This is a genomic window from Bradyrhizobium sp. AUGA SZCCT0176, assembly GCF_018130145.1.
GTDB lineage: Bacteria > Pseudomonadota > Alphaproteobacteria > Rhizobiales > Xanthobacteraceae > Bradyrhizobium.
In genome coordinates, this window is record NZ_JAFCMB010000004.1 from 287,251 (window position 1) to 305,825 (window position 18,575).

Sequence of the window (18,575 nt, forward strand, 5' to 3'; positions counted from 1 at the left end):
AAGAAACGCCCATGTCGTTCAGCAATTTCAAGGTTCTCACTTTCGATGTCGTCGGCACCCTGATCGACTTCGAAACCGGCGTGCTCGACGCCGTCCGCAAGATATCCGGAAGGAGCGCCGCTGAACTCAGCGACGACAAGATCTTTGCCTCCTACAAGCGCGGCCGCGATGCGCATCCGGAGCGGTCCAGCGAAGTGATGTTCGACGTCTATCGCTATCTCGCCAAGGAACTCGGTCTGCCGGCTGATGATGCAGCCTGCGATTCCTTCCAGCTCGCCGTGCTGCGCTGGCAGCCGTTTTCGGATTCGGTCGAGGCGCTGAAGCGGCTGCGCACAAAGTTCCGGCTGGTGGCGATGACCAATGCCGACCGCGTCGCACTGTCCTGCTACGCCCACGCGCTCGGCGACCCCTTCGATGACAGCGTCTGCGCCGACGAGACCGGCGTCGCCAAGCCGAATCCGGAATTCTTCGCCTATAATAAAGGACGGCAATCGGCCTTCGGCTACAAGCAGTCCGACATCCTGCATGTGGCGCAGAGCCAGCACCATGATATCGGGATCGCACGCAAGCTCGGCTATAAAGTGTGCTGGATCGAGCGCCGCCAGGGTATGGCCGGATTCGGCGGCACGCCCGAAGTGCCCGTTCTGACAAAACCCGATTTTCATTTCGCCACCATGAAGGCCTTCGCCGACGCGGCGGTCGGGCACTGAGAGGCACGCGGATGGCTGAGGTCTGGACCCCAATGGCATCGGCGAACTCGCTATGGGCGAGCACGGCGACGCCGTTGCGGACCTTTCCTGTGCTGTCGGGCGAGGCTCAGGCCGACGTCGTGATCATCGGCGCCGGCTATACCGGACTCTCCGCCGCGCATCACATCGCCAAGAGCGGCCTCGTGCCTGTCGTGCTCGAAGCCAACCGTCCCGGCTGGGGCGCGAGCGGCCGCAATGGTGGCGTCATCACCGCAAAGTTCCGGCAGTCGTTCCGCGGCATCGATGCGGCCCATGGCCGCGCGATGGCCAAGCGCATGTACGAGATCGCGTATGAATCGACCGAGATCGTCGAGGAACTGGTTTCGGAATTCGGCATCACCGCCGCACGGCTGACGCGGACCGGGCAGGTCAAGGCCGCGCATAACCACGCGACGCTGAAAGCTGCGATCGATGAAGCCGAATGGATGAAGCGCGAGATGGGCGATGCGGATGTTCGCATCCTTGACGCCCATGAAGTACGCGAGGAAACCGGTTCGCAGGCGTTCGTCGGCGGCGTGCTCAATCCGGGCTCCGGCGGCATCCATCCGCTGAACTATCTGCATGGCCTCGCCGAAGGCTTGGCGCAGCGCGGCGTCAGCATCTTCCAGGAGAGCCCTGCACTTCGGCTACGGCGGGAGAATGAGCGCGCTGTCGTTGAGACACCTGCAGGCGCGGTGCGCGCGCGGCAAGTCATCATCGCCACCAACAGCTATTCCGACCTGACCGACGCAACGCGCCATATGCAGCACACTTTGGTGCCGTTCCGCAGCGCCATCATCGCCACCGACCGGCTGCCGCATAACCTCGCGGGCAGCCTGATGCCGACCGGGCGAACCTATACCGAGACCAAGCGCATGATGCGCTGGTTCCGCATGGTCGACGATCGCGTGATCTTCGGCGGCCGCGGCGCCTTCGGCAAACAGGATTCGGAAGCCGCCTTCGACGCGCTGCGCAAGGCCATGGTGGGCATCTTCCCGGAACTGAACGACACGCCGCTGGGGTTCAAATGGTCGGGCCTCGTCGGCATGACGCTGGATTCCATGCCGCATATCGGCCGGCTCGACGACCACACCCTGTTCTCGATGGGCTACAACGGCGCCGGTGTCGCGATGTCGAGCCTGATGGGGCGTTACCTCGCGGCCTTCGTGCGCGGCGAGCAGCCGGATGTCGGCCTGCTCGATGCCAGCCGCCTCAAGGTCATTCCATTTTATCCGCTGCGCGAACCGGCCGTCCGAATGGTGGCCGGCTGGTATCAGTTTTTGGACGCGATCGGGCAATAGCAAGGACTAAGCCCGGTCATAACAGGAGGGAACGGAAGATGGCAGTTGCATCCAACACAGGACTAGGACGCGCGTTGTTCGGCGCAGCGCTCGGGCTCTTCGCGTCAACCAGCATCGCGGCCAACGCCGCCGAGCAGATCACCTTCGTGTCACAGGGCGGCGCCTATCAGAAGGCGCAGACGGTTGCGATCCTCGATCCCTCGGCCAAGAAGCTCGGCATCACCATCAACCAGGACAGCATTCCCGACGCCTGGCCGGTGATCAAATCGCAGGTCGCCAGCGGCAAGCCGATCTGGGACGTGGTTGACGTTCCGACCGGCTATTGCCTGCGCGGCGGCGAACAGGGGCTGATCGAAAAACTCGATTTCTCCAAGATCCCCAATGCCGCCGCCATGCCTGAAGCCTATCGCAATCCGTATTCGGTGGCGTACGAGTTCTATTCCAGCGTTCTGGCCTACAGCCAGAAGAAATATCCTGAAGGCGCCACGCCGAACAGCTGGGCCGACTTCTGGGACGTGAAGAAATTCCCCGGCCGCCGCGCGCTGCGCAACCACCCCATTGCAACGCTGGAAGCAGCGCTAATGGCCGACGGCGTCGCACCGGACAAGCTCTATCCGCTCGACGTCGACCGCGCCTTCAAGAAGCTCGAGGAGATCAAGCCCAACATCACGGTGTGGTGGACCTCGGGCGCGCAATCCGCGCAGCTCCTGAACGACGGCGAGGTCGACATGGTGATGGCCTGGAACGGCCGCGTCAGCGCGCTCACCAAGGAAGGCGCCAAGGTCGCCTATACCTATAATCAGGGCATCCTGCAGAGCACGTCCCTCTGCATCCTCAAGGGCGCGCCGAATCTGGCGACGGCGGTCAAGTTCCTCAACGAGGCCGTCGATCCCGTCCATCAAGCCAATCTGCCGCTGCACATCGACTACGGCCCGGCGAACCCGAAGGCGTTCGATACCGGCGTGGTCAAGCCGGAGCGCGTCGCGCAGCTGCCGAGCGCGCCCGACAACGCCAAAAAGCAGGCGCTGATGTCCTATGCGTGGTGGGCGTCGCCGGACGGCGAAGCCGCCGAGAAGCGCTGGGTCTCGTTCGTGCAGAAATAGACGGAATCAACTGGAGCGGGGTTCGACCGGCGCGCCCCGCTCCAGCCATCCGGCAATGACAGGAAAACGGCATTGACCCATTCCACACCAGACCTCTCGTTGCGTCACCATCGCCGCGAACAGGGCCTGATGCTGGCATTGGCGTCGCCGGCGCTGCTGGTGATCCTGCTGCTGATCGTGCTCCCGGTAGGCTGGCTCGCCTGGCAATCGATCTATCATGACGGCTTCACGCTGGAGAACTACCGCCGCATCTTCAGCGAAGCCATCTACTGGCGCAGCTTCTCGCTGACCTTCCAGATCAGCCTGCTGGTGACGCTGCTGGCGCTGCTGCTCGGCTATCCCATCGCCTATGCCGCCAGCGTGGTGCCGAAGGGATGGAGCGTATTGATTCTGGCGCTGGTGATCCTGCCGTTCTGGACCAGCGTGCTGGTGCGGGCCTATGCCTGGCTGGCGCTGCTGCAGCGGACCGGGGTGATCAACCAGTTCCTGCAATATTTGGGGATTATCGACGAGCCGCTGGCGCTGGTGCACAACACGTTCGGCACTGTGGTGGCGACCGTGCATATCCTGCTGCCGTTCATGGTGCTGCCGCTCTACGCCACCATGCAGAAGATCCCGCACGATTTGATGCAGGCGGGCGCCAGCTTAGGGGGCAGTCCTTCGCATACATTCTGGCGGATCTTCCTGCCGCTGTCGCTGCCCGGCGTGCTCGCGGGCACCACGCTGGTGTTCGTGCTGTGCCTCGGCTTCTACATTACGCCCGAACTGCTCGGCGGCGGTCGTACCGTGATGGTGTCGCTGCTGGTCAGCCGCAACGTCGAGCTCTATGACCAATGGGGCGCCGCAAGCGCCGTCGGCGTGGTGCTGCTGCTCGGCGTTCTCGTCATTTTCCTCATCGTCGGCCGGTTCATTCCGCTCGACCGAATCTTGGGGCAAAAATGAAGACGTTCTCGCTTGGCCGCATCGTCTTCGTCGTGTTCTGCGCGCTGGTGCTGCTGTATCTGATCCTGCCGGTGCTGATCATCGTGCCGATGTCGTTTTCGAGCACGCGTTTCCTGACTTTCCCGCCGCCGGCGCTGTCGCTGCGCTGGTATGAGGAATATATCGGCAATGCCGCCTGGATGCAGGCGACCCGCGTCACCTTTGCGGTGGCCACCCTCACCGTCCTGATCGCAACGCCGCTCGGCGTCGCCGCGGCCTACGCCATCAGCAATTCGAAAATGCGCCTCATGCGCATCGTCCACATGATGCTGATGCTGCCTTTGGTGGTGCCGATCATCATCACGGCGGTCGGCATCTTCTTTGTCTATGCCAAGGTCGGGCTGGTTGCGACGATGTCGGGACTGGTGCTCGCCAATGTCATGCTCGGCCTGCCCTATGTCATCACGTCAGTGGTGGCGGGCCTGCAGAGTTTCGACCCGGCACAGGAGATGGTGGCGCGCAGCCTCGGCATGAACCGCTTGCGCAGCTTCTTCGCCGTCACGCTGCCGCAGATCAAGGCCAGCGTGCTCACGGGCGCCATCTTCGCCTTCATTTCGGCAATGGACGAGACGGTCGTCGGCCTGTTCATATCAGGCGGCCAGTATCAGCCGCTGACAAAACGGATGTTCACCGCGCTGCGCGACGAGATCGATCCGACGATCGCCGCGATCAGCACGCTGATGACGGCGGCCTCGTTCCTGCTGGTGCTGATCGCCAGCACCCGGCAGAAGAAGAGCGGCTGACGGCGTTCTGTTACTTCTCCAGGCCGAAGGGGTCGTCGACCGAATGGGCCGGCTGGGTGAACCAGCGCGCGCCGGTTTCCGTGATGACCATGTGGTCCTCGAGCCGCACGCCGAATTCGCCGTAGATGCAGATGGTCGGCTCGTTGGAGAAGGTCATGCCGGGCTTCAGTACGGTCTTGTCGCCCTTCACGAGATAGGGCCATTCGTGCACGTCGAGGCCAATGCCGTGGCCGGTGCGGTGCGGCAGGCCCGGCGTGGCATAGCCGGGGCCGAAACCGGCGCCGTTGATGACGCCGCGCGCGGCGATGTCGATATCCTCGCATCGGTTGCCCGGCTTGGCGGCGGCAAAGCCGGCGGCCTGCGCCTCCTTCTCCAGGTTCCAGACGTCGCGCTGGCGCTTGCTCGGTTCGCCGAACACGTAGGAGCGCGTGATGTCGGAGAGATAGCCATCGACCGGCGCGCCGGTGTCGATCAGGATCATGTCGCCCTCCTTCAGCGTCTGCGGATAGGGCACGCCGTGCGGATATGCCGTCGCCTCGCCGAACAGCACCGCGTTGAACGGCGGATCGCCTTCCGAGCCGAGCTTGCGGTGCGCGGCGGTGAGGAAGGCCTGCACTTCGGTGGTGGTGATGCCTTCGCGCATGATGCGGGCAGTCAGCCTGTGGGCTTCGAGCGTGATGTTCTTGGCCGTCTGCATCAGCGCGAGCTCCTGCTCGGACTTGATCATGCGGCATCCGGCGGTCACGTCGATCGAATTGATGAAGGTGTAGGCGTTGCCGGCGCGGCGCAGCCCGTCAAAGGTGAAAAACGGCGTCGCTTCATCGACCGCGATGGTGCCGGAGGGATAGCCGAGTGAACGCACGGTCTCGGTGACGGTGGCGGTCGGGTCCTCGTCCTCCTCCCAGACCGCGATCTTTTCGCCGAACGTAGTCATGGTTTTGAGTTTCTCGACCTCGAAGGCCGGCGAGATATAGACGATCTCGCCCCTGGCCGGCAGCACCGCGCTGTGCATGCGCTCGGTGCGGCGGAACTTCAATCCGGTGAAATAGGTCATGCTCGAGGAGACATCGAGATAGAGCGCGTCGATGCCCTTCTCGCGCATGATGGCCTGGGCGCGGGCGATGCGCTGCAGCCGCTCCTCGACGCCGATCGGCGGCACGTCGCCGCGCATGTTCTTGATGGCGGCGAGTTCCGCCTCCGCAGTCGAACCGCCAACACCAATTGTCATGCCAAGTCCCCTTCAGTCTTCATCGCCGAAACCGGCGCTGTATCAGGATATTTGCCGCCGCCGTCAATCCGAGGGTAGCCGTCATCAGGACGAACGCGACGGACGCGCCGAACGGCCAGTTGTTGAGCTGAAACTGTCCGTACACCAGCGGCGCCATCATCTTGAATTTGGGGCCGCCGAGCAGCACCGGCGTCGCATAGGCATTCATGCCGAGGATGAAGGTCAGGATCGTGCCGGCGAGGATGCCCGGCAGCGACAGCGGCAGCAGCACGCGGCGAAACATCGTCGCCGGCCCGGCGCCGAGGCTGAAGGCCGCCTCCTCCACATTGCGGTTGATGCCCTCGATCACGCTCGAGAGCGTCAGCACCATGTAGGGCAGATTGACGGCAATGATGCCGGCAATGACGGCGCCCTCGGTAAACATGATCTGCAGCGGTTGGGTAATGATTCCGATCTGCATCAGGGTGACGTTGAGAAAGCCCTTGGAACCGAACAGGGTCATCCAGCCGGCGGCGCGCACCGCATTGCCGACGAACAGCGGCAGCACCACCAGCATGATCAGCACGTTCTTGTACCGCGACTGGGTGCGCGCCAGCACATAGGCCAGCGGCAGGCCCATGGCGAGGCAGATGACGGTGCAAAGCGCGGCCACCCGCAATGTCGTCGCCAGCACGCCGGTGTAATAGGGGTCAGAGAAGAACTTGACGTAATTATCGAACGAGAACGTATCGATCATGATGCGCCGCGCGTCGACCTTGTCGAAGCTGTAGCGGAACAGGATCGCCAGCGGCAGCAGCAGACCGGCGACCACGAACACCGTCGCTGGCCCAATCAATGTCGTCGCCGAGAGCACCGACGTTGGCTTCTCGTCGGACTGGAACTGTGCTGCAGCGGTCGTGGCCATCGGCTGCTTCGCTAATGCCCGCTCAGCCCTTCAGTTCCTTGTCCCACCATTCCTTGAGCGCGACGTCGTTCTTGTTGAGATAGTTGTAGTCGAGATCGACCAGTTTCTTGACCTCGTCCGGGGTGAAGCCGATGCGCTTGTTGAGATCGGGCGCGACCACGGCGTTGCTGACCGTGGGATTGTAACCCATGTCGACGGCGAAGGCCTCCTGCGCGCTCTTGTCCAGCATGGCGTCGAGATAGGCGTAGGCACCTTCCTTGTTGGGCGAGTTTTTCGGGATGACGAAGCCTGAGACATAGGCCAGTGCGCCTTCGGTCGGGGTCATTGACGTCACTGAAATACCCGCGTTCTGCCATTGCACGACGCGCGCTTTCCACATCACTCCGAGACCGAATTCCTCCGACTTCAGACCTTGGGCAAACGCCTCGTTGGTCGGATAGATCCGCATACCGGCCTTCTTGCACTCCAGCAGCAGTTTCTTGGCGGGCTCGAGATCATCGACCTTGCCGCCGGCGGCGAGCGCCGCGCAGACCAACGTGTACTGATACTGGATGTCGATGATGCCGAGCTTGTTGCCTTGCTTGGGATCGAACACGTCCTTGTAACTGACCGGTGCTGTTGTGATCACCTTCGGATTGTAGACGCCGACCTTGCCCGAATAGATATGGCCGACGCCGTAGGGATATTTCATCCCCGGCAGCAGATTGCCGGCATTCTTGAGCTTGCCGTAGTCGATCGGCAGCACACTGCCGGCGTCGTGCATCTGGAACATGTTGATGGCCGATAGACCCTGCACATCAGTCGTGCCGCGCGGCAGCCGCATCTCGGCGAGCATCTTCGAGCGCCGCTCGGGATCGCCGGCCTGGTCCTGCACCACCTCCCAGCCATCCTTGATCAGGATCGGCGCCTCGATATTCTTGTTGAGCAGGCGGGCGTAGTCGCCGCCCCAGGTACCGACAACGATGCGGCCTTTGGCCTGCGCCGACGCCATGCGTGGCAGGCTGGCGGTACCGGCAAGGGCTGCGGCACCGAGCAGGACTTCACGGCGGGATTTCGAGCTGGTCATGGTGGATGCCTCCGGGATGTTTATTGGCAGAGATATTATGATTGAAATACGCGGCCTGTCGATTTGCTCCAGCCGATACGGACCTGTTCTCCGATCACCGGTAGCGGCTGTTCCGGCCGGTTCTGGATCTGCACGATGACACGTTCCTTGGGCGACAGGCGGACATGCAGATCCACCTGCGAGCCGAGATAGGAGATGAACTCCACGGAGCCTGGAAAACTGTTGTCCATCGCAGGCGCCGCAGCCGACATCAGTGCAAGCCGTTCGGGGCGCAGCGCCAGCGAGGCGCTGCCGGTAGCGGTCCCTTCGCAGGTGACGACGAGGCCGCCGGCCGAGACGAAGCGCCCGGGGCCGTCCATACGGCCATCGATGAAGGTGGAACGGCCGACGAAATCCGCGACGAATTTTTCCGAAGGCCGCTCATAGAGATCCTGCTGCGAGCCGATCTGGCGGATGCGGCCCTCGCTCATGACGACGAGGCGGTCGGCCATGGTGAGCGCCTCCTCCTGGTCGTGGGTGACCATGACGGTGGTCAGGCCGAGCTTGCGCTGCAGTTCGCGGATTTCGACGCGCACGTCCTGGCGCAGCTTGGCGTCGAGATTGGACAATGGTTCGTCGAGCAGCAGCACATCGGGGTGGAACACCAGCGCCCGGGCCAGCGCCACGCGCTGCTGCTGGCCGCCGGACAATTGCCGCGGCAGCCGGTCGCTGAGATGATCGAGCCGCACCAGGCGCAAGGCTTCCGTGATCTTCGGCGCCATCTCCGCCTTCGGTATCTTGCGCATCTCGAGCCCGAACGCGACGTTCTCGGCCACCGTCATATGCGGAAACAGCGCATAACTCTGGAACACGAGGCCGGTGTTGCGCTTCCATGGCGGCAGCGAAGTAACATCGCGATCGCCCACGCGCACGCTGCCCGATGTCGGCTCGATGAAGCCGGCAATGATGCGCAAGGTCGTGGTCTTGCCGCAGCCGGACGGGCCGAGCAGAACCAGGAACTCGCCATCGGCGATGTCGAGCGAGACGTCATCGGCGGCCTTGAAGTCGCCATAGCGCTTGGTGATGCCGGTTAATTGCAGACGCGCCATGGTCAGACCACACGACCGATCTTGACGAAGCGATCGGTCAGCAGCATGGCCCCGCCGATAAACAGGATCTGCAGCACCGATACCGCGGCAATCGTCGGATCGATCTTCCATTCGAGATACTGCAGGATCGCGATCGGCAGCGTGGTGCGGCCGGGGCCGACCAGGAACAGACTCATTTCCAGATTCCCGAACGAGGCGATGAATCCGAACAGTGCCGCCGCAACAATGCCCGGCAAAATGCCGGGCAGCGTGATGCGCCGGAACGTGGTCAGGCGGTCGGCGCCGAGGCTCTGCGCGGCTTCCTCGACGGCGCGATCCATCCCGACGAGGCTCGCGGTGATCAGGCGCACCGTCCAGGGGATCGCGATCAGGACGTGACCGGCGACCAGGCCGCCGAGCGAACCGAGGATCGGCCAGCCGGTCACGATCTCGGTTTCGACATGGAAGACGTAAAGCGCGATGCCGAGCACGATGCCCGGCACGATCAGCGGCAGCAACAGCAGATTGTTCACCGCCTCACGCCCGGCAAAACGCCCGCGCACCAGGCAGACGGCGGCAGGAACGCCGATCGCCAAACCGATCGACGTGGCGAGCACGGCGACCTGCAGACTAAGGAAGAATCCCTTGACGAACCTGTCATTGCCGGGAACAGCGCGAAACCATTTCAGCGAATAGCCTTCCGGGGGAAATGACGGAATTTCCTGTGCGAAGAATGCCAGCCAGATCACGAAGAACATCGGCAGCAGGATATATGCAAGCGACACGCCAGCCGCCGTCCCGAGCGCCATCCGGCCGACAACGCGTGATGAGGTCCATCGGGGTACGACGGTCAAGATCGCCTCTTTATGGGAGCCTTCGATTAGTTCAGCCGGTTCTTATGCAAAATGCCGGCCTTCATGATCAGGGAGAGATGTTTGCCTTGATCGCCAAGCAGCGCAAGGTCTTTCAGCGGATTGCCGTCGACCAGGATGGCGTCGGAGAAGGCACCTGCCTGCAACGTACCCACCCTGCCCGGCATGCGCAGCACGTCGGCGCCGATCGTGGTCGCCGAACGGATGATCTCGATCGGCGAGACCACCTCCTGGCGGATGGTGAACTCCTTGGACTGGTCCCAGTGCAGCTCGCCCAGGAGGTCGCTGCCATAGGCGACGGGAATGTTGTGGCGCTTGCAGATCTCCAGCGATTTCAGCCCGCCCTGCAGCACGATTTCGTTTTTGGCGAGGCTTTCGCCGATCATGCCGAACTGTTTTGCGCGATCCTTCATGGCATAATAAGTGACGAGGTTGGCCACCAGGAACATGCCTTTTTCGGCCATCAGCTTGGCGGAAGCATCATCGATCAGATTGCCATGCTCGATGGTGCGGACGCCGAGGCGCGCGGCGCGGGTGATGGATTCGGCGGAATAGGCATGCGCGCAGACGTAGCGGCCGAAGGCGGTCGCCTCCTCCACCGCCGCGCTGACCTCGCCATCCGAGAATTGCTGGCTGTCGAGCGGATCGTAAGGTGACGCGACGCCGCCGGACATCATGATCTTCACATGGTCGGCGCCCTGGCGCATCTGCTCGCGCGCGGATTTGCGGACCTCGTCAACGCCATCGGCGATCGCGGACTTGAACTGCAGGCCGTTGCAGCAGACGCACTCGTTGTTGCTGCTGTTGAAGCGGTTGGTGCGCCGGCGCGAATCCGAATGGCCGCCGGTGGGGCCGATCGACTGGCCGGCGATGTAGAGCCGTGGGCCGGTGATATGCCCGGTTTCGATCGCGGTCTTGATGCCCCAATCGGCGCCGCCGGTGTCGCGCACGGTGGTGAAGCCGCGGTCGAGCATGGCGCGAAGCCGCGTCGCCGCACGCGCGGTGACCAGCGTCAGCGGTAACGCCTCCATGAAGCGGACATTGACTTCGCTATGGATGGCGTGGACGTGGCAGTCGATCAGTCCCGGCATCAAGGTGCGCTTGCCGCAGTCGATCACCGTAGCCTCGGCCGCCTTAATCGGCGTTGTGCTGAGTTCCTTGATGGTATCGCCCTCGACCAGCAGCTGATAGCCGCCGCGGAGCTCGCCGAACGAAGGCTCGAGTAACTCAAAATTCTTGAACAGGATTTGTTGGGACACTGGCAGGCTCACTGCAGCCGGTTCTTGTGGAAGCGCCCTGCCTTCATGATGATTGAAAGGTGCCGGCCTTCCTCCCCGAACAGTTTCAGGTTCTTCAAGGGATCGCCGTCGACGACGAGCAGGTCGGCAAACGCACCCGGCTTCAGGCAGCCGATCTTGCCCTCCATGCGGGTGACCTGGGCGCCGATCGTGGTCGCGGAGCGGATGATCTCCGCCGGCGACAGCACCTGCGCCCGTAGCGAAAACTCCTCCGACTGCGCGACCTGCAATTCGCCGAGCAGATCGGTGCCGTAGGCGACCGGGACGCCGTGGCGCTTGCAGATTTCGAGCGATTTTAGAGCGCCATCGATCACGAGGTCGTTCTTGGCCAGCATGTCCGAATTCATGCCGTACTCTGCCGCATGCTTCTTCATCTCGAAGTAAGTGACGAGATTGGCGACCAGGAACATGCCCTTCTCGGCCATCAGCTTTGCCGAGGCATCGTCGATCAGATTGCCGTGCTCGATGGTGCGAACCCCGGCATGCGCCGCGCGCGTAATCGCTTCAGGCGTATAGGCGTGCGCACAGACATAGCGGCCAAAGGCGTGCGCTTCCTGCACGGCGGCCTCGACCTCGCCGACCGAGAACTGCAGGCTGTCGAGCGGATCGTAGGGTGACGCCACGCCGCCGGACATCATGATCTTGACCTGGTCGCAGCCCTGGCGCATTTCCTCGCGCACGGCGCGGCGGACCTCGGTGATACCGTCCGCGACGCCCATGGAAAACGACATGGCGTTGCAGCAATGGCAGCGCGAACCGAAATCGGTGCGACGACGTGCATCGCTATGGCCACCGGTCGGACCGATCGCACGCCCGGCGATAAACAGCCGCGGCCCTGGTATCAGCCCCTTGTCCGTCGCCTCCTTCAGGCCCCAATCGGCGCCGCCGGTGTCGCGCACACTGGTGAAGCCGCGGTCGAGCATCCTGTGCATCAAACGGGCCGCGCGCGCCGTCATCAACGTCAGGGGTACACTTTCCATGTTGCGGATCACGACCTCGGACAGCACCACATGGACATGGCTGTCAATCAGGCCGGGCATCAGCGTGCGCCCGCCGCAGTCGATCACGCTGGCGTTTTCGAGCTTGACCGGTTTGGCCGAGACTTCCCGGATCGTGTCGCCTTCGACCACCAGTTCATGGCCACCGCGTAACTCCCCGACCTCCGGGTCGAGCATTTCGAAATTCTTGAAATGGGTGACGTTCATGGCCGGCTTCCGATCGCTCGCACGTTGATCGGAATGTCCTATGCCGACTTGCCGGCGTCAATGGGCAAGCCATGCGCTCACGTGGTGAGCGCTGTGCCTTGGGCGATGTGGCTTTCCGGCGAATCGTGACCGCTGACGAAAGCAAGCGCGTCGTGATGCAAATTCACGCGCCAACGTTCGCGAAGTCACGATCATGAATCATGCCGTCCGCGCGCTTCAGCGCTTGGGCGGGTGCGAAAAGACGAACGACATATCCTCGAACTCCTCGATCGGGAGCTTGTTCGCGGCAGTCGAAAGGGAACGTTGCTGCGATGACGCCAGGCCGGTTGTCCCGGCGCGATGGCCCCAAAGCGAGTGCGACGGCAACATAGTGATGGTAACGGCAAGCAGAGCGACCGCAATGAATCCAGAGATCATCAAACGGTTCATGGGAAACCTCCGTTCGGAGAAGCCCACCCCGTGTGTGCCTTAGCGTGAAGCCCGGCGCGCGGATGTGAACTGCGTCACAGACGGCGTTCACGCTTTCTCTAGCGCTTCGTGGCGCGCTCCAGGAACTGCACCAAATCGGCACGGTCCTGTTCGGAACCGATGCGCTGCACTGGTTCCTGTTGCCGTCAGCGCCAAGGCAGACTTCACTGAGGGACGAGATCACGGCTCCGGCCTTGTTGCCAAACAAGGATCCAGAAGTACGTGATCGGCATCGCGCCGTCGGTATCCGCCTTTCACGATAATCCTGTCACCCGTCTCCATGCCATTGGACTGGTAGGTCACGCACATAATCCGGACATCGGGTGGAGAACACAGCACGAGATACCACAACACTCCATCTGTCTTCACCGCCGTGAGACTGCCAGCCACGGAAAGATCGATCCGGTAGTCGAGTTCCGGAATGCCATCCGACATCGGCCTCACCTCTCTGCACTCGGCGGCCATCCGCACAGGCTGGTCCGCCTCCGAGAACGCGGGCCGCTTGGCGAACATCCCGTTCGAGGCAAGCGATGGAACCGAACTCGGCATCACAAGGCATACGGCGACGACGGCTATCGATAGTGCGCCGGTCGTTTTCGCTGAAGGATTTGCCGCCATTCCGCACCTAGCCCAGTCTCATCGCCGCGACGGCGCGCGCGATCGAGGCGATGGTGGCGTTTTGTTGCGCGCTGGGAATGCTGGCGCCCGTCAGATAGGCCGCGACGATGACAGGGGCGCCGTCGGGAGGCCACACCACGGCAACGTCATTGTTCGTGCCATGGTCACCGGCGCCGGTCTTGTCACCGACACGCCAGCCTTTCGCAAACCCTGCGCGCAATCGTGTGTCGCCCGTCTTGTTGGCAACTAACCATGCCGTCAATTGCTCGCGCGATGCCGCCGACAGCGCCCCAGTCCCAAGGACGAGTGCCTGGAAATCCGAAGCCATCGCATTCGGTGTCGTGGTATCGCGGAGATCGTCGGGCAGTGCCTGGTTGAGCGACGGTTCATCCCGGTCCAGCCGCGTGACCTGATCGCCGAGCCCTCGCGCGAAGGCCGTCAGCCCCGGAGGTCCGCCGATACTGGCGAGCAGCAGGTTGCCCGCAGTGTTGTCGCTCCGTGTCATCGCCGCGTCGCAAATTTCAGCGAGCGTCATGCCATCGCCCCCGGCGTGCTTTTCAGTTACCGGCGAATTCACCACGATTGCTGATGCGTCGAAGGTTATGCGCCGCGTCAATTGCTCCTTCCTGGCATCCACCCGCGCCAGCACCGCCGCTGTCGCCAGCGCCTTGAAGGTGCTGCACATCGGGAAACGCTCGTCGCCCCGGTGGACATGACGCGCGCCGGTTGCCGTCTCCAGCACACAAACGCCGAGCCGGCCACCGCTCTCGCTCTCCAGACGCTTGATCTCGGCGATCAGTCGTTGATCCGCGGCCGCAGCGCGAGCCGTTTTTGGCAGACCGCTCAGATCAGCGGCTATCAGTGCTGCGCCGAAACCAAGGTGAAATTGTCTCCTGCTGATCATTTCGAATCCCTCCGGGTTGCGGGCAGGAACGTGCCCAGAAGGCCCTGTCTTGACAAACGATCAGTTTTGAATGCAGGCATTAGAAAAACTAGGGTCGAACGAATGCGCCGCAGGACGAAGCTTTCCCACCTTCCGCTGAATGCATTACGGGCCTTTGAGGCGACGGCGCGCAACCTGAGTTTCACCCGTGCCGGCCTTGAACTCCGCGTTACGCAGGCCGCCGTCAGTCAGCAAGTGAAAGCACTGGAGGACAGGCTTGGCGCGCAGCTGTTTCGCCGGCTACCGCGCGGCGTCGCGCTGACCGACGAAGGACAAGCACTGCTGCCCAGCATCGTCGAAGCTTTCGGGCGGCTCAACGAAGCGGTCAATCGTTTTGAAGACGGTCGCTACCAGGACGTCATCACGATCGGCGTAGTCGGCACCTTCGCGTCGGGATGGCTGCTGCCGCGGCTCGACACTTTCAAGAAGGCGTATCCGCGGATCGACTTGCGTCTGTTCGCCAATAATAATCGCGTCGACATAGCGGGCGAAGGCCTCGATTACGCCATCAGGTTTGGCGACGGCCTCTGGCACGGTACGGACGCCACCCGCCTGATGGGGGCGTCGTTTACTCCGTTCTGCGCGCCGGCACTGGCCCGCAGGCTGAGCCGGCCGGCCGATCTCAAACGCGAGGTGCTGCTGCGTTCCTATCGACAGGACGAATGGTCGCGCTGGTTTGCCGCGGCGGGACTGCTTAGTCCCGTTATCAAGGGAATGGTGTTCGACTCATCGATCACGATCGCAAGCGTTGCAGCGCGCGGTACCGGCGTTGCGTTGTTGCCGGCGGAGATGTTTCAGGACGAGATCCGTCAACGGCGACTGGTACGCCCGTTCAAGACTGAAGTGACGCTCGGCGACTACTGGATTACGTCGCTGCATTCGCGGCAACCATCATCTGCGATGCTCTCGTTCAAGAACTGGTTGCTTGAAACGATCGCAGCGAAAGCAGAAGCTCCGGCTCGGAATACACGTAGCCGATAGCCGTGCGAACGCCGCCACTTGGCCCTGCAGCCGCGGTCGGCGGGCAAGGCGCGATAGAGTGTTCTCTAGCGCTTCGTGGCGCGCTCCAGGAACTGCACCAAAGCGGCACGGTCCTGTTCGGAGCCGATGCGCTGCTCGGGCATCTTGGTGCCCGGCGTGTAGGCCGCAGGCCCGATCTCGAACAATTTCGAAACCGTTTCCGGCGTCCAGACGATATCGAGCCGCTTGAGCGCGTCGGAAAAATCATATCCCGGCAAGGTCGCGATGCGCCGGCCGAACAGGCCGGCCAGTGTCGGCCCTGCCCGGTTGGCCTGATCGGCGCCGAGCGTGTGGCAGGCGACGCAGGCACGAAAAATATCCGCGCCGCGGTCGCCGGCATACGCGGCCAGCGGGTCTGCCGTGTGTTCAAACAGCAAGGGATCGACGGGATCTCCGGTCACCGCGTTCCAGCGGCGGATGGTGCTGTCAGCACCGCCGGTGAGCAGCGTGCGACTATCCGGCAGAAACGCCACCGACCAGACCGGCAGCCCGGGACCTACCAATGTGCGCGCGAGATTGCGCGTCTTGCGATCGATCACCGCGACAGCGCCGCCAATGCCGGCGGCCGCGACCCACGCGCCGTCGGGCGAGATCGCCATCGAGATCACGGGCCTCGGTCCGGCTTCAACGTCACCGGCGCGCGCACCGTCGCTGCCCAGAAAATACAGTCTGCCGTCGGCGCCTCCGGCCGCGATTTCGCCATCACGGCCAATCGCGACGGCGTTGAGCGGGGTCGGCATCGCAATGACTGACGGCGGCGACGTGCCCGCCAGCGGCCAGATGCGAACGCTCTGATCATAGCTGACGCTGACCAGCGTGCGGCCGTCGGGCGAAAAAGCGACGCCATTGACGTTCTGGGTATGCCCTTCCAGCACGCGCGGCGCGCCGCCCGCGAGCGGCCACAGGCGCACGGTTTGATCCCACGACACGGAGGCCAATGTTGCGCCATCGGGCGAAACCACAAGGGCTGCGATCGGCGCGGTATGGCCTTCCAGCACCGCGTCAGGCCGGGTGTTGCCGGCGGTCCAGATCGCAATGCGGCCATCGGCGCCCGCGGTCGCGGCCCGTCCATCCCGGAGCAATGCCACCGCGTTGACGGCGTCGGCGTGGAAACGAAGCACCTGCTCGGCCGCATTTGATGTCAGCGACCAGCGGATCGCGGTTGAATCGAAGCTGCCTGAAATGGCGCTCGCACCGTCAGGTGAAATCGCCAAGGCCCGCACCGGCCCGCCATGGCCGCGCAACTGCGCGTGGGCGGCGCTGGTTCCAAGCGCCGTCAGGACCAGCAAAGCGATCCAGGTCAGCGCTACGAGGCGGCGGATGGTATGAGCACGGAGCATTCGCGGCGATCGTTTCGTCGGTTCGTGTCGCCGTCAAGGCAGAGGAAGAAGGATCAGCGCATGCCCGGTTTGTCGCGATCGAGGGCCTTGGCCTGGAGCTCGTCGAGATAATCCTGAAAACGCCGCTCGGCGTTGCTGCCGAGATCGTGCAGGAACGCCCAGGAATAGATGCCGGTATTGTGCATGTCGTCGAAGCCGAGCCGCACGGCGTAATTGCCGACGGGATCGACGGAGAGAATGGTCACGTTGCGCTTGCCGCCGACCGTCTTGCGCTGCGCTTCGGAATGCCCCTGCACCTCGGCGGACGGACTGGTCACCCGGAGCAGTTCGGCCGACAGGTTGAAATCCGCACCGTCGTCAAAGGTGACGTGAAGGGCGCGGCGGTCCTTCACCAGCCGGATTTCCACCGGCCACGCCGCAACTGCCTTAACTTGCTTGGGCGCGCTCAACATCCGATCCAGAAATCAGTTCGGCCCGATCAGATTCTTGCCGGGATCGCCGACCCTCGCCCCGGTGGTGGTGTAGGCAACCGAACTCGACTGCTGAATGGTGTCGAGCACGGACGACACACAGAACGCGGCGATCGCCGCAAACGCCAAAGCCGCCAGAAAGCTCTTCATCGTATTTCCCTCGAACTGTTCTGTACTCGCATCGTCATTCGGCCGCCACGGCGTGCGTGCCATCTTTCGACGGCGCGCGGCCCTTGGCCTGCTCCTCCGCGACCCAGAGCGCGTGATGCTCCTTGGCCCAGTTGAGGTCGACCTCGCCGGTGCCCATCGCATCGAACGCGCCCTCCATCCCGACCGAACCGATATAGATGTGGGCCAGCATGACCGCGATGAAGAGCATCGCGATCACGGCATGGATCACGGTCCAGAACTGCAACGCCGTGACGTTGGCCGGAAGATACGGGAACAGCATGAACCAGCCCGACACCGACATCAGCACGCCGCCGATGATGACGATCCAGAAAATGCCTTTCTGACCGGCGTTGAATCGTTTGGCCGGCGGATGTTTGCCGTTGGGCAGGATGCCGCCACCCTGCTTAATCCATTGCCAGTCGAGCTTCCCTGGGATGTTATCCTTGATCCAGATCAGGAACATGATCGCGAGGCCAAGCATGAACGGAAACGCCAGGTAATCGTGCGCGATCTTGGCCCAGCCCGACATGGTCGCAAATGCCTGGGCGCCGAACAGCGGCATGATCAGGACCCGCCCGAAGCTGATGTTGAGGCCCGACAGCGCCAGCACGACGAAACAGCTCGCCGTCAGCCAATGGGTGAAGCGTTCGAAGCTCGCAAAACGCAGGATCTTGGTGCCGGAAAAACCGTGATCGACGCGAATCCGGCCGCGCACCATCAGGAAGATCGCCAGCAGCGCGATCATTCCAAGGATGGCGACGCCGCCGATGATCGGCAGCTTGCTGCGTTGAAAATCGCGCCAGTCGCGGCCCGCGGGCTGGATCAGGCTGGAGGCCATGGTATCCGGGATCGATATCCGCCCGGTGATCTTGTCGCCCTCCTTCAGCGCGTTCAGGAGTTTGTCTTCCTGAACCGCTTCGGCGGTCGGCTTGAACGTCAGCTGCGCGGCGGCGGGATGCGCGAACACAAACAGCAGCGCGATGGCGGCGCATAGCGCCCGGAGGTGTGAAAGAGAGCTTGGCATAGGCCCGTGACCTTCCCGTTTCTCG

At 63.0% G+C, this 18,575-nt stretch carries 20 protein-coding genes; 6 read left to right on the forward strand and 14 right to left on the reverse strand.

Annotated elements, in window-relative coordinates; translation table 11 throughout:
• Positions 1–11: 11 nt before the first annotated feature.
• The 5 genes from JQ600_RS12540 (at position 12) to JQ600_RS12560 (ending at position 4,856) form a co-directional block, all read left to right on the forward strand.
• Positions 12–710, forward strand: coding sequence for an HAD family hydrolase (locus tag JQ600_RS12540; protein WP_212391162.1), 699 nt, complete (start codon positions 12–14; stop codon positions 708–710).
• 11 nt (positions 711–721) lie between these two features.
• The gene (locus JQ600_RS12545; protein ID WP_212489934.1) at positions 722–2,029 is read left to right on the forward strand and encodes an FAD-binding oxidoreductase; all 1,308 of its coding nucleotides are present in this window, start codon (positions 722–724) and stop codon (positions 2,027–2,029) included.
• Positions 2,030–2,067: 38 nt separating this feature from the next.
• Positions 2,068–3,132, forward strand: a complete 1,065-nt coding sequence (locus tag JQ600_RS12550) for an ABC transporter substrate-binding protein (RefSeq protein ID WP_212391158.1) — start codon at positions 2,068–2,070, stop codon at positions 3,130–3,132.
• A gap of 129 nt (positions 3,133–3,261) precedes the next feature.
• On the forward strand, positions 3,262–4,074 hold the full coding sequence (locus JQ600_RS12555; protein ID WP_212391183.1) for an ABC transporter permease: 813 nt from the start codon (positions 3,262–3,264) through the stop codon (positions 4,072–4,074).
• On the forward strand, positions 4,071–4,856 hold the full coding sequence (locus tag JQ600_RS12560; protein ID WP_212391156.1) for an ABC transporter permease: 786 nt from the start codon (positions 4,071–4,073) through the stop codon (positions 4,854–4,856). Before JQ600_RS12555 ends, JQ600_RS12560 begins: the two co-directional genes overlap by 4 nt.
• Positions 4,857–4,866: 10 nt before the next feature.
• Here JQ600_RS12560 and JQ600_RS12565 read toward each other — a convergent pair whose 3' ends face one another.
• From JQ600_RS12565 to bla, 10 genes are all read right to left on the reverse strand, one after another.
• Entirely contained in the window at positions 4,867–6,084 is a 1,218-nt protein-coding gene (locus JQ600_RS12565) for a Xaa-Pro peptidase family protein (protein ID WP_212489935.1), read from the reverse strand.
• A 19-nt stretch (positions 6,085–6,103) separates the two neighbouring features.
• Positions 6,104–6,988 carry an ABC transporter permease gene (locus JQ600_RS12570; protein ID WP_212489936.1) on the reverse strand — a complete coding sequence of 295 codons (885 nt, stop codon included), beginning with the start codon at positions 6,986–6,988 and terminating at the stop codon, positions 6,104–6,106.
• Positions 6,989–7,010: 22 nt separating this feature from the next.
• Positions 7,011–8,054, reverse strand: a complete 1,044-nt coding sequence (locus JQ600_RS12575) for a PotD/PotF family extracellular solute-binding protein (protein WP_212035243.1) — start codon at positions 8,052–8,054, stop codon at positions 7,011–7,013.
• A gap of 35 nt (positions 8,055–8,089) precedes the next feature.
• Complete coding sequence (locus JQ600_RS12580) at positions 8,090–9,142, reverse strand: ABC transporter ATP-binding protein (RefSeq protein WP_212489937.1); 1,053 nt, start codon at positions 9,140–9,142, stop codon at positions 8,090–8,092.
• A 2-nt stretch (positions 9,143–9,144) separates the two neighbouring features.
• A complete protein-coding gene (locus tag JQ600_RS12585) occupies positions 9,145–9,975 on the reverse strand; it encodes an ABC transporter permease (RefSeq protein ID WP_249133558.1) in 831 nt (276 codons plus the stop codon).
• 26 nt (positions 9,976–10,001) lie between these two features.
• Positions 10,002–11,252 (reverse strand): amidohydrolase family protein, encoded by a 1,251-nt coding sequence (locus JQ600_RS12590; RefSeq protein ID WP_312011096.1) that lies wholly within the window; start codon positions 11,250–11,252, stop codon positions 10,002–10,004.
• An 8-nt stretch (positions 11,253–11,260) separates the two neighbouring features.
• Positions 11,261–12,496 (reverse strand): amidohydrolase family protein, encoded by a 1,236-nt coding sequence (locus tag JQ600_RS12595; protein WP_212269116.1) that lies wholly within the window; start codon positions 12,494–12,496, stop codon positions 11,261–11,263.
• A gap of 216 nt (positions 12,497–12,712) precedes the next feature.
• Entirely contained in the window at positions 12,713–12,925 is a 213-nt protein-coding gene (locus JQ600_RS12600) for a hypothetical protein (protein ID WP_212269115.1), read from the reverse strand.
• A gap of 219 nt (positions 12,926–13,144) precedes the next feature.
• Positions 13,145–13,582, reverse strand: a complete 438-nt coding sequence (locus JQ600_RS12605) for a hypothetical protein (protein WP_212391150.1) — start codon at positions 13,580–13,582, stop codon at positions 13,145–13,147.
• Between the two features lie 7 nt (positions 13,583–13,589).
• Positions 13,590–14,486 (reverse strand): class A beta-lactamase, encoded by an 897-nt coding sequence (gene bla, locus JQ600_RS12610; protein ID WP_212391148.1) that lies wholly within the window; start codon positions 14,484–14,486, stop codon positions 13,590–13,592.
• Between the two features lie 102 nt (positions 14,487–14,588).
• Here bla and JQ600_RS12615 point away from each other — a divergent pair, with 102 nt between their 5' ends.
• Positions 14,589–15,506, forward strand: coding sequence for a LysR family transcriptional regulator (locus JQ600_RS12615; protein WP_212391146.1), 918 nt, complete (start codon positions 14,589–14,591; stop codon positions 15,504–15,506).
• Between the two features lie 65 nt (positions 15,507–15,571).
• Here the strand turns inward: JQ600_RS12615 and JQ600_RS12620 are convergent, their stop codons facing one another.
• Genes JQ600_RS12620 through JQ600_RS12635 form a run of 4 tightly spaced genes read right to left on the reverse strand, consistent with a single transcriptional unit; the run spans position 15,572 to position 18,550 of the window.
• Positions 15,572–16,885, reverse strand: coding sequence for a c-type cytochrome (locus JQ600_RS12620; RefSeq protein WP_212391144.1), 1,314 nt, complete (start codon positions 16,883–16,885; stop codon positions 15,572–15,574).
• Positions 16,886–16,938: 53 nt separating this feature from the next.
• Complete coding sequence (locus JQ600_RS12625) at positions 16,939–17,334, reverse strand: gamma-butyrobetaine hydroxylase-like domain-containing protein (RefSeq protein WP_249135850.1); 396 nt, start codon at positions 17,332–17,334, stop codon at positions 16,939–16,941.
• 15 nt (positions 17,335–17,349) lie between these two features.
• Positions 17,350–17,505, reverse strand: coding sequence for a hypothetical protein (locus tag JQ600_RS12630; RefSeq protein ID WP_212269109.1), 156 nt, complete (start codon positions 17,503–17,505; stop codon positions 17,350–17,352).
• A gap of 34 nt (positions 17,506–17,539) precedes the next feature.
• Positions 17,540–18,550: a formate dehydrogenase subunit gamma gene (locus JQ600_RS12635; protein ID WP_212391140.1), complete on the reverse strand. Its 1,011-nt coding sequence runs from the start codon at positions 18,548–18,550 to the stop codon at positions 17,540–17,542.
• Between the last annotated feature and the right edge of the window lie 25 nt (positions 18,551–18,575).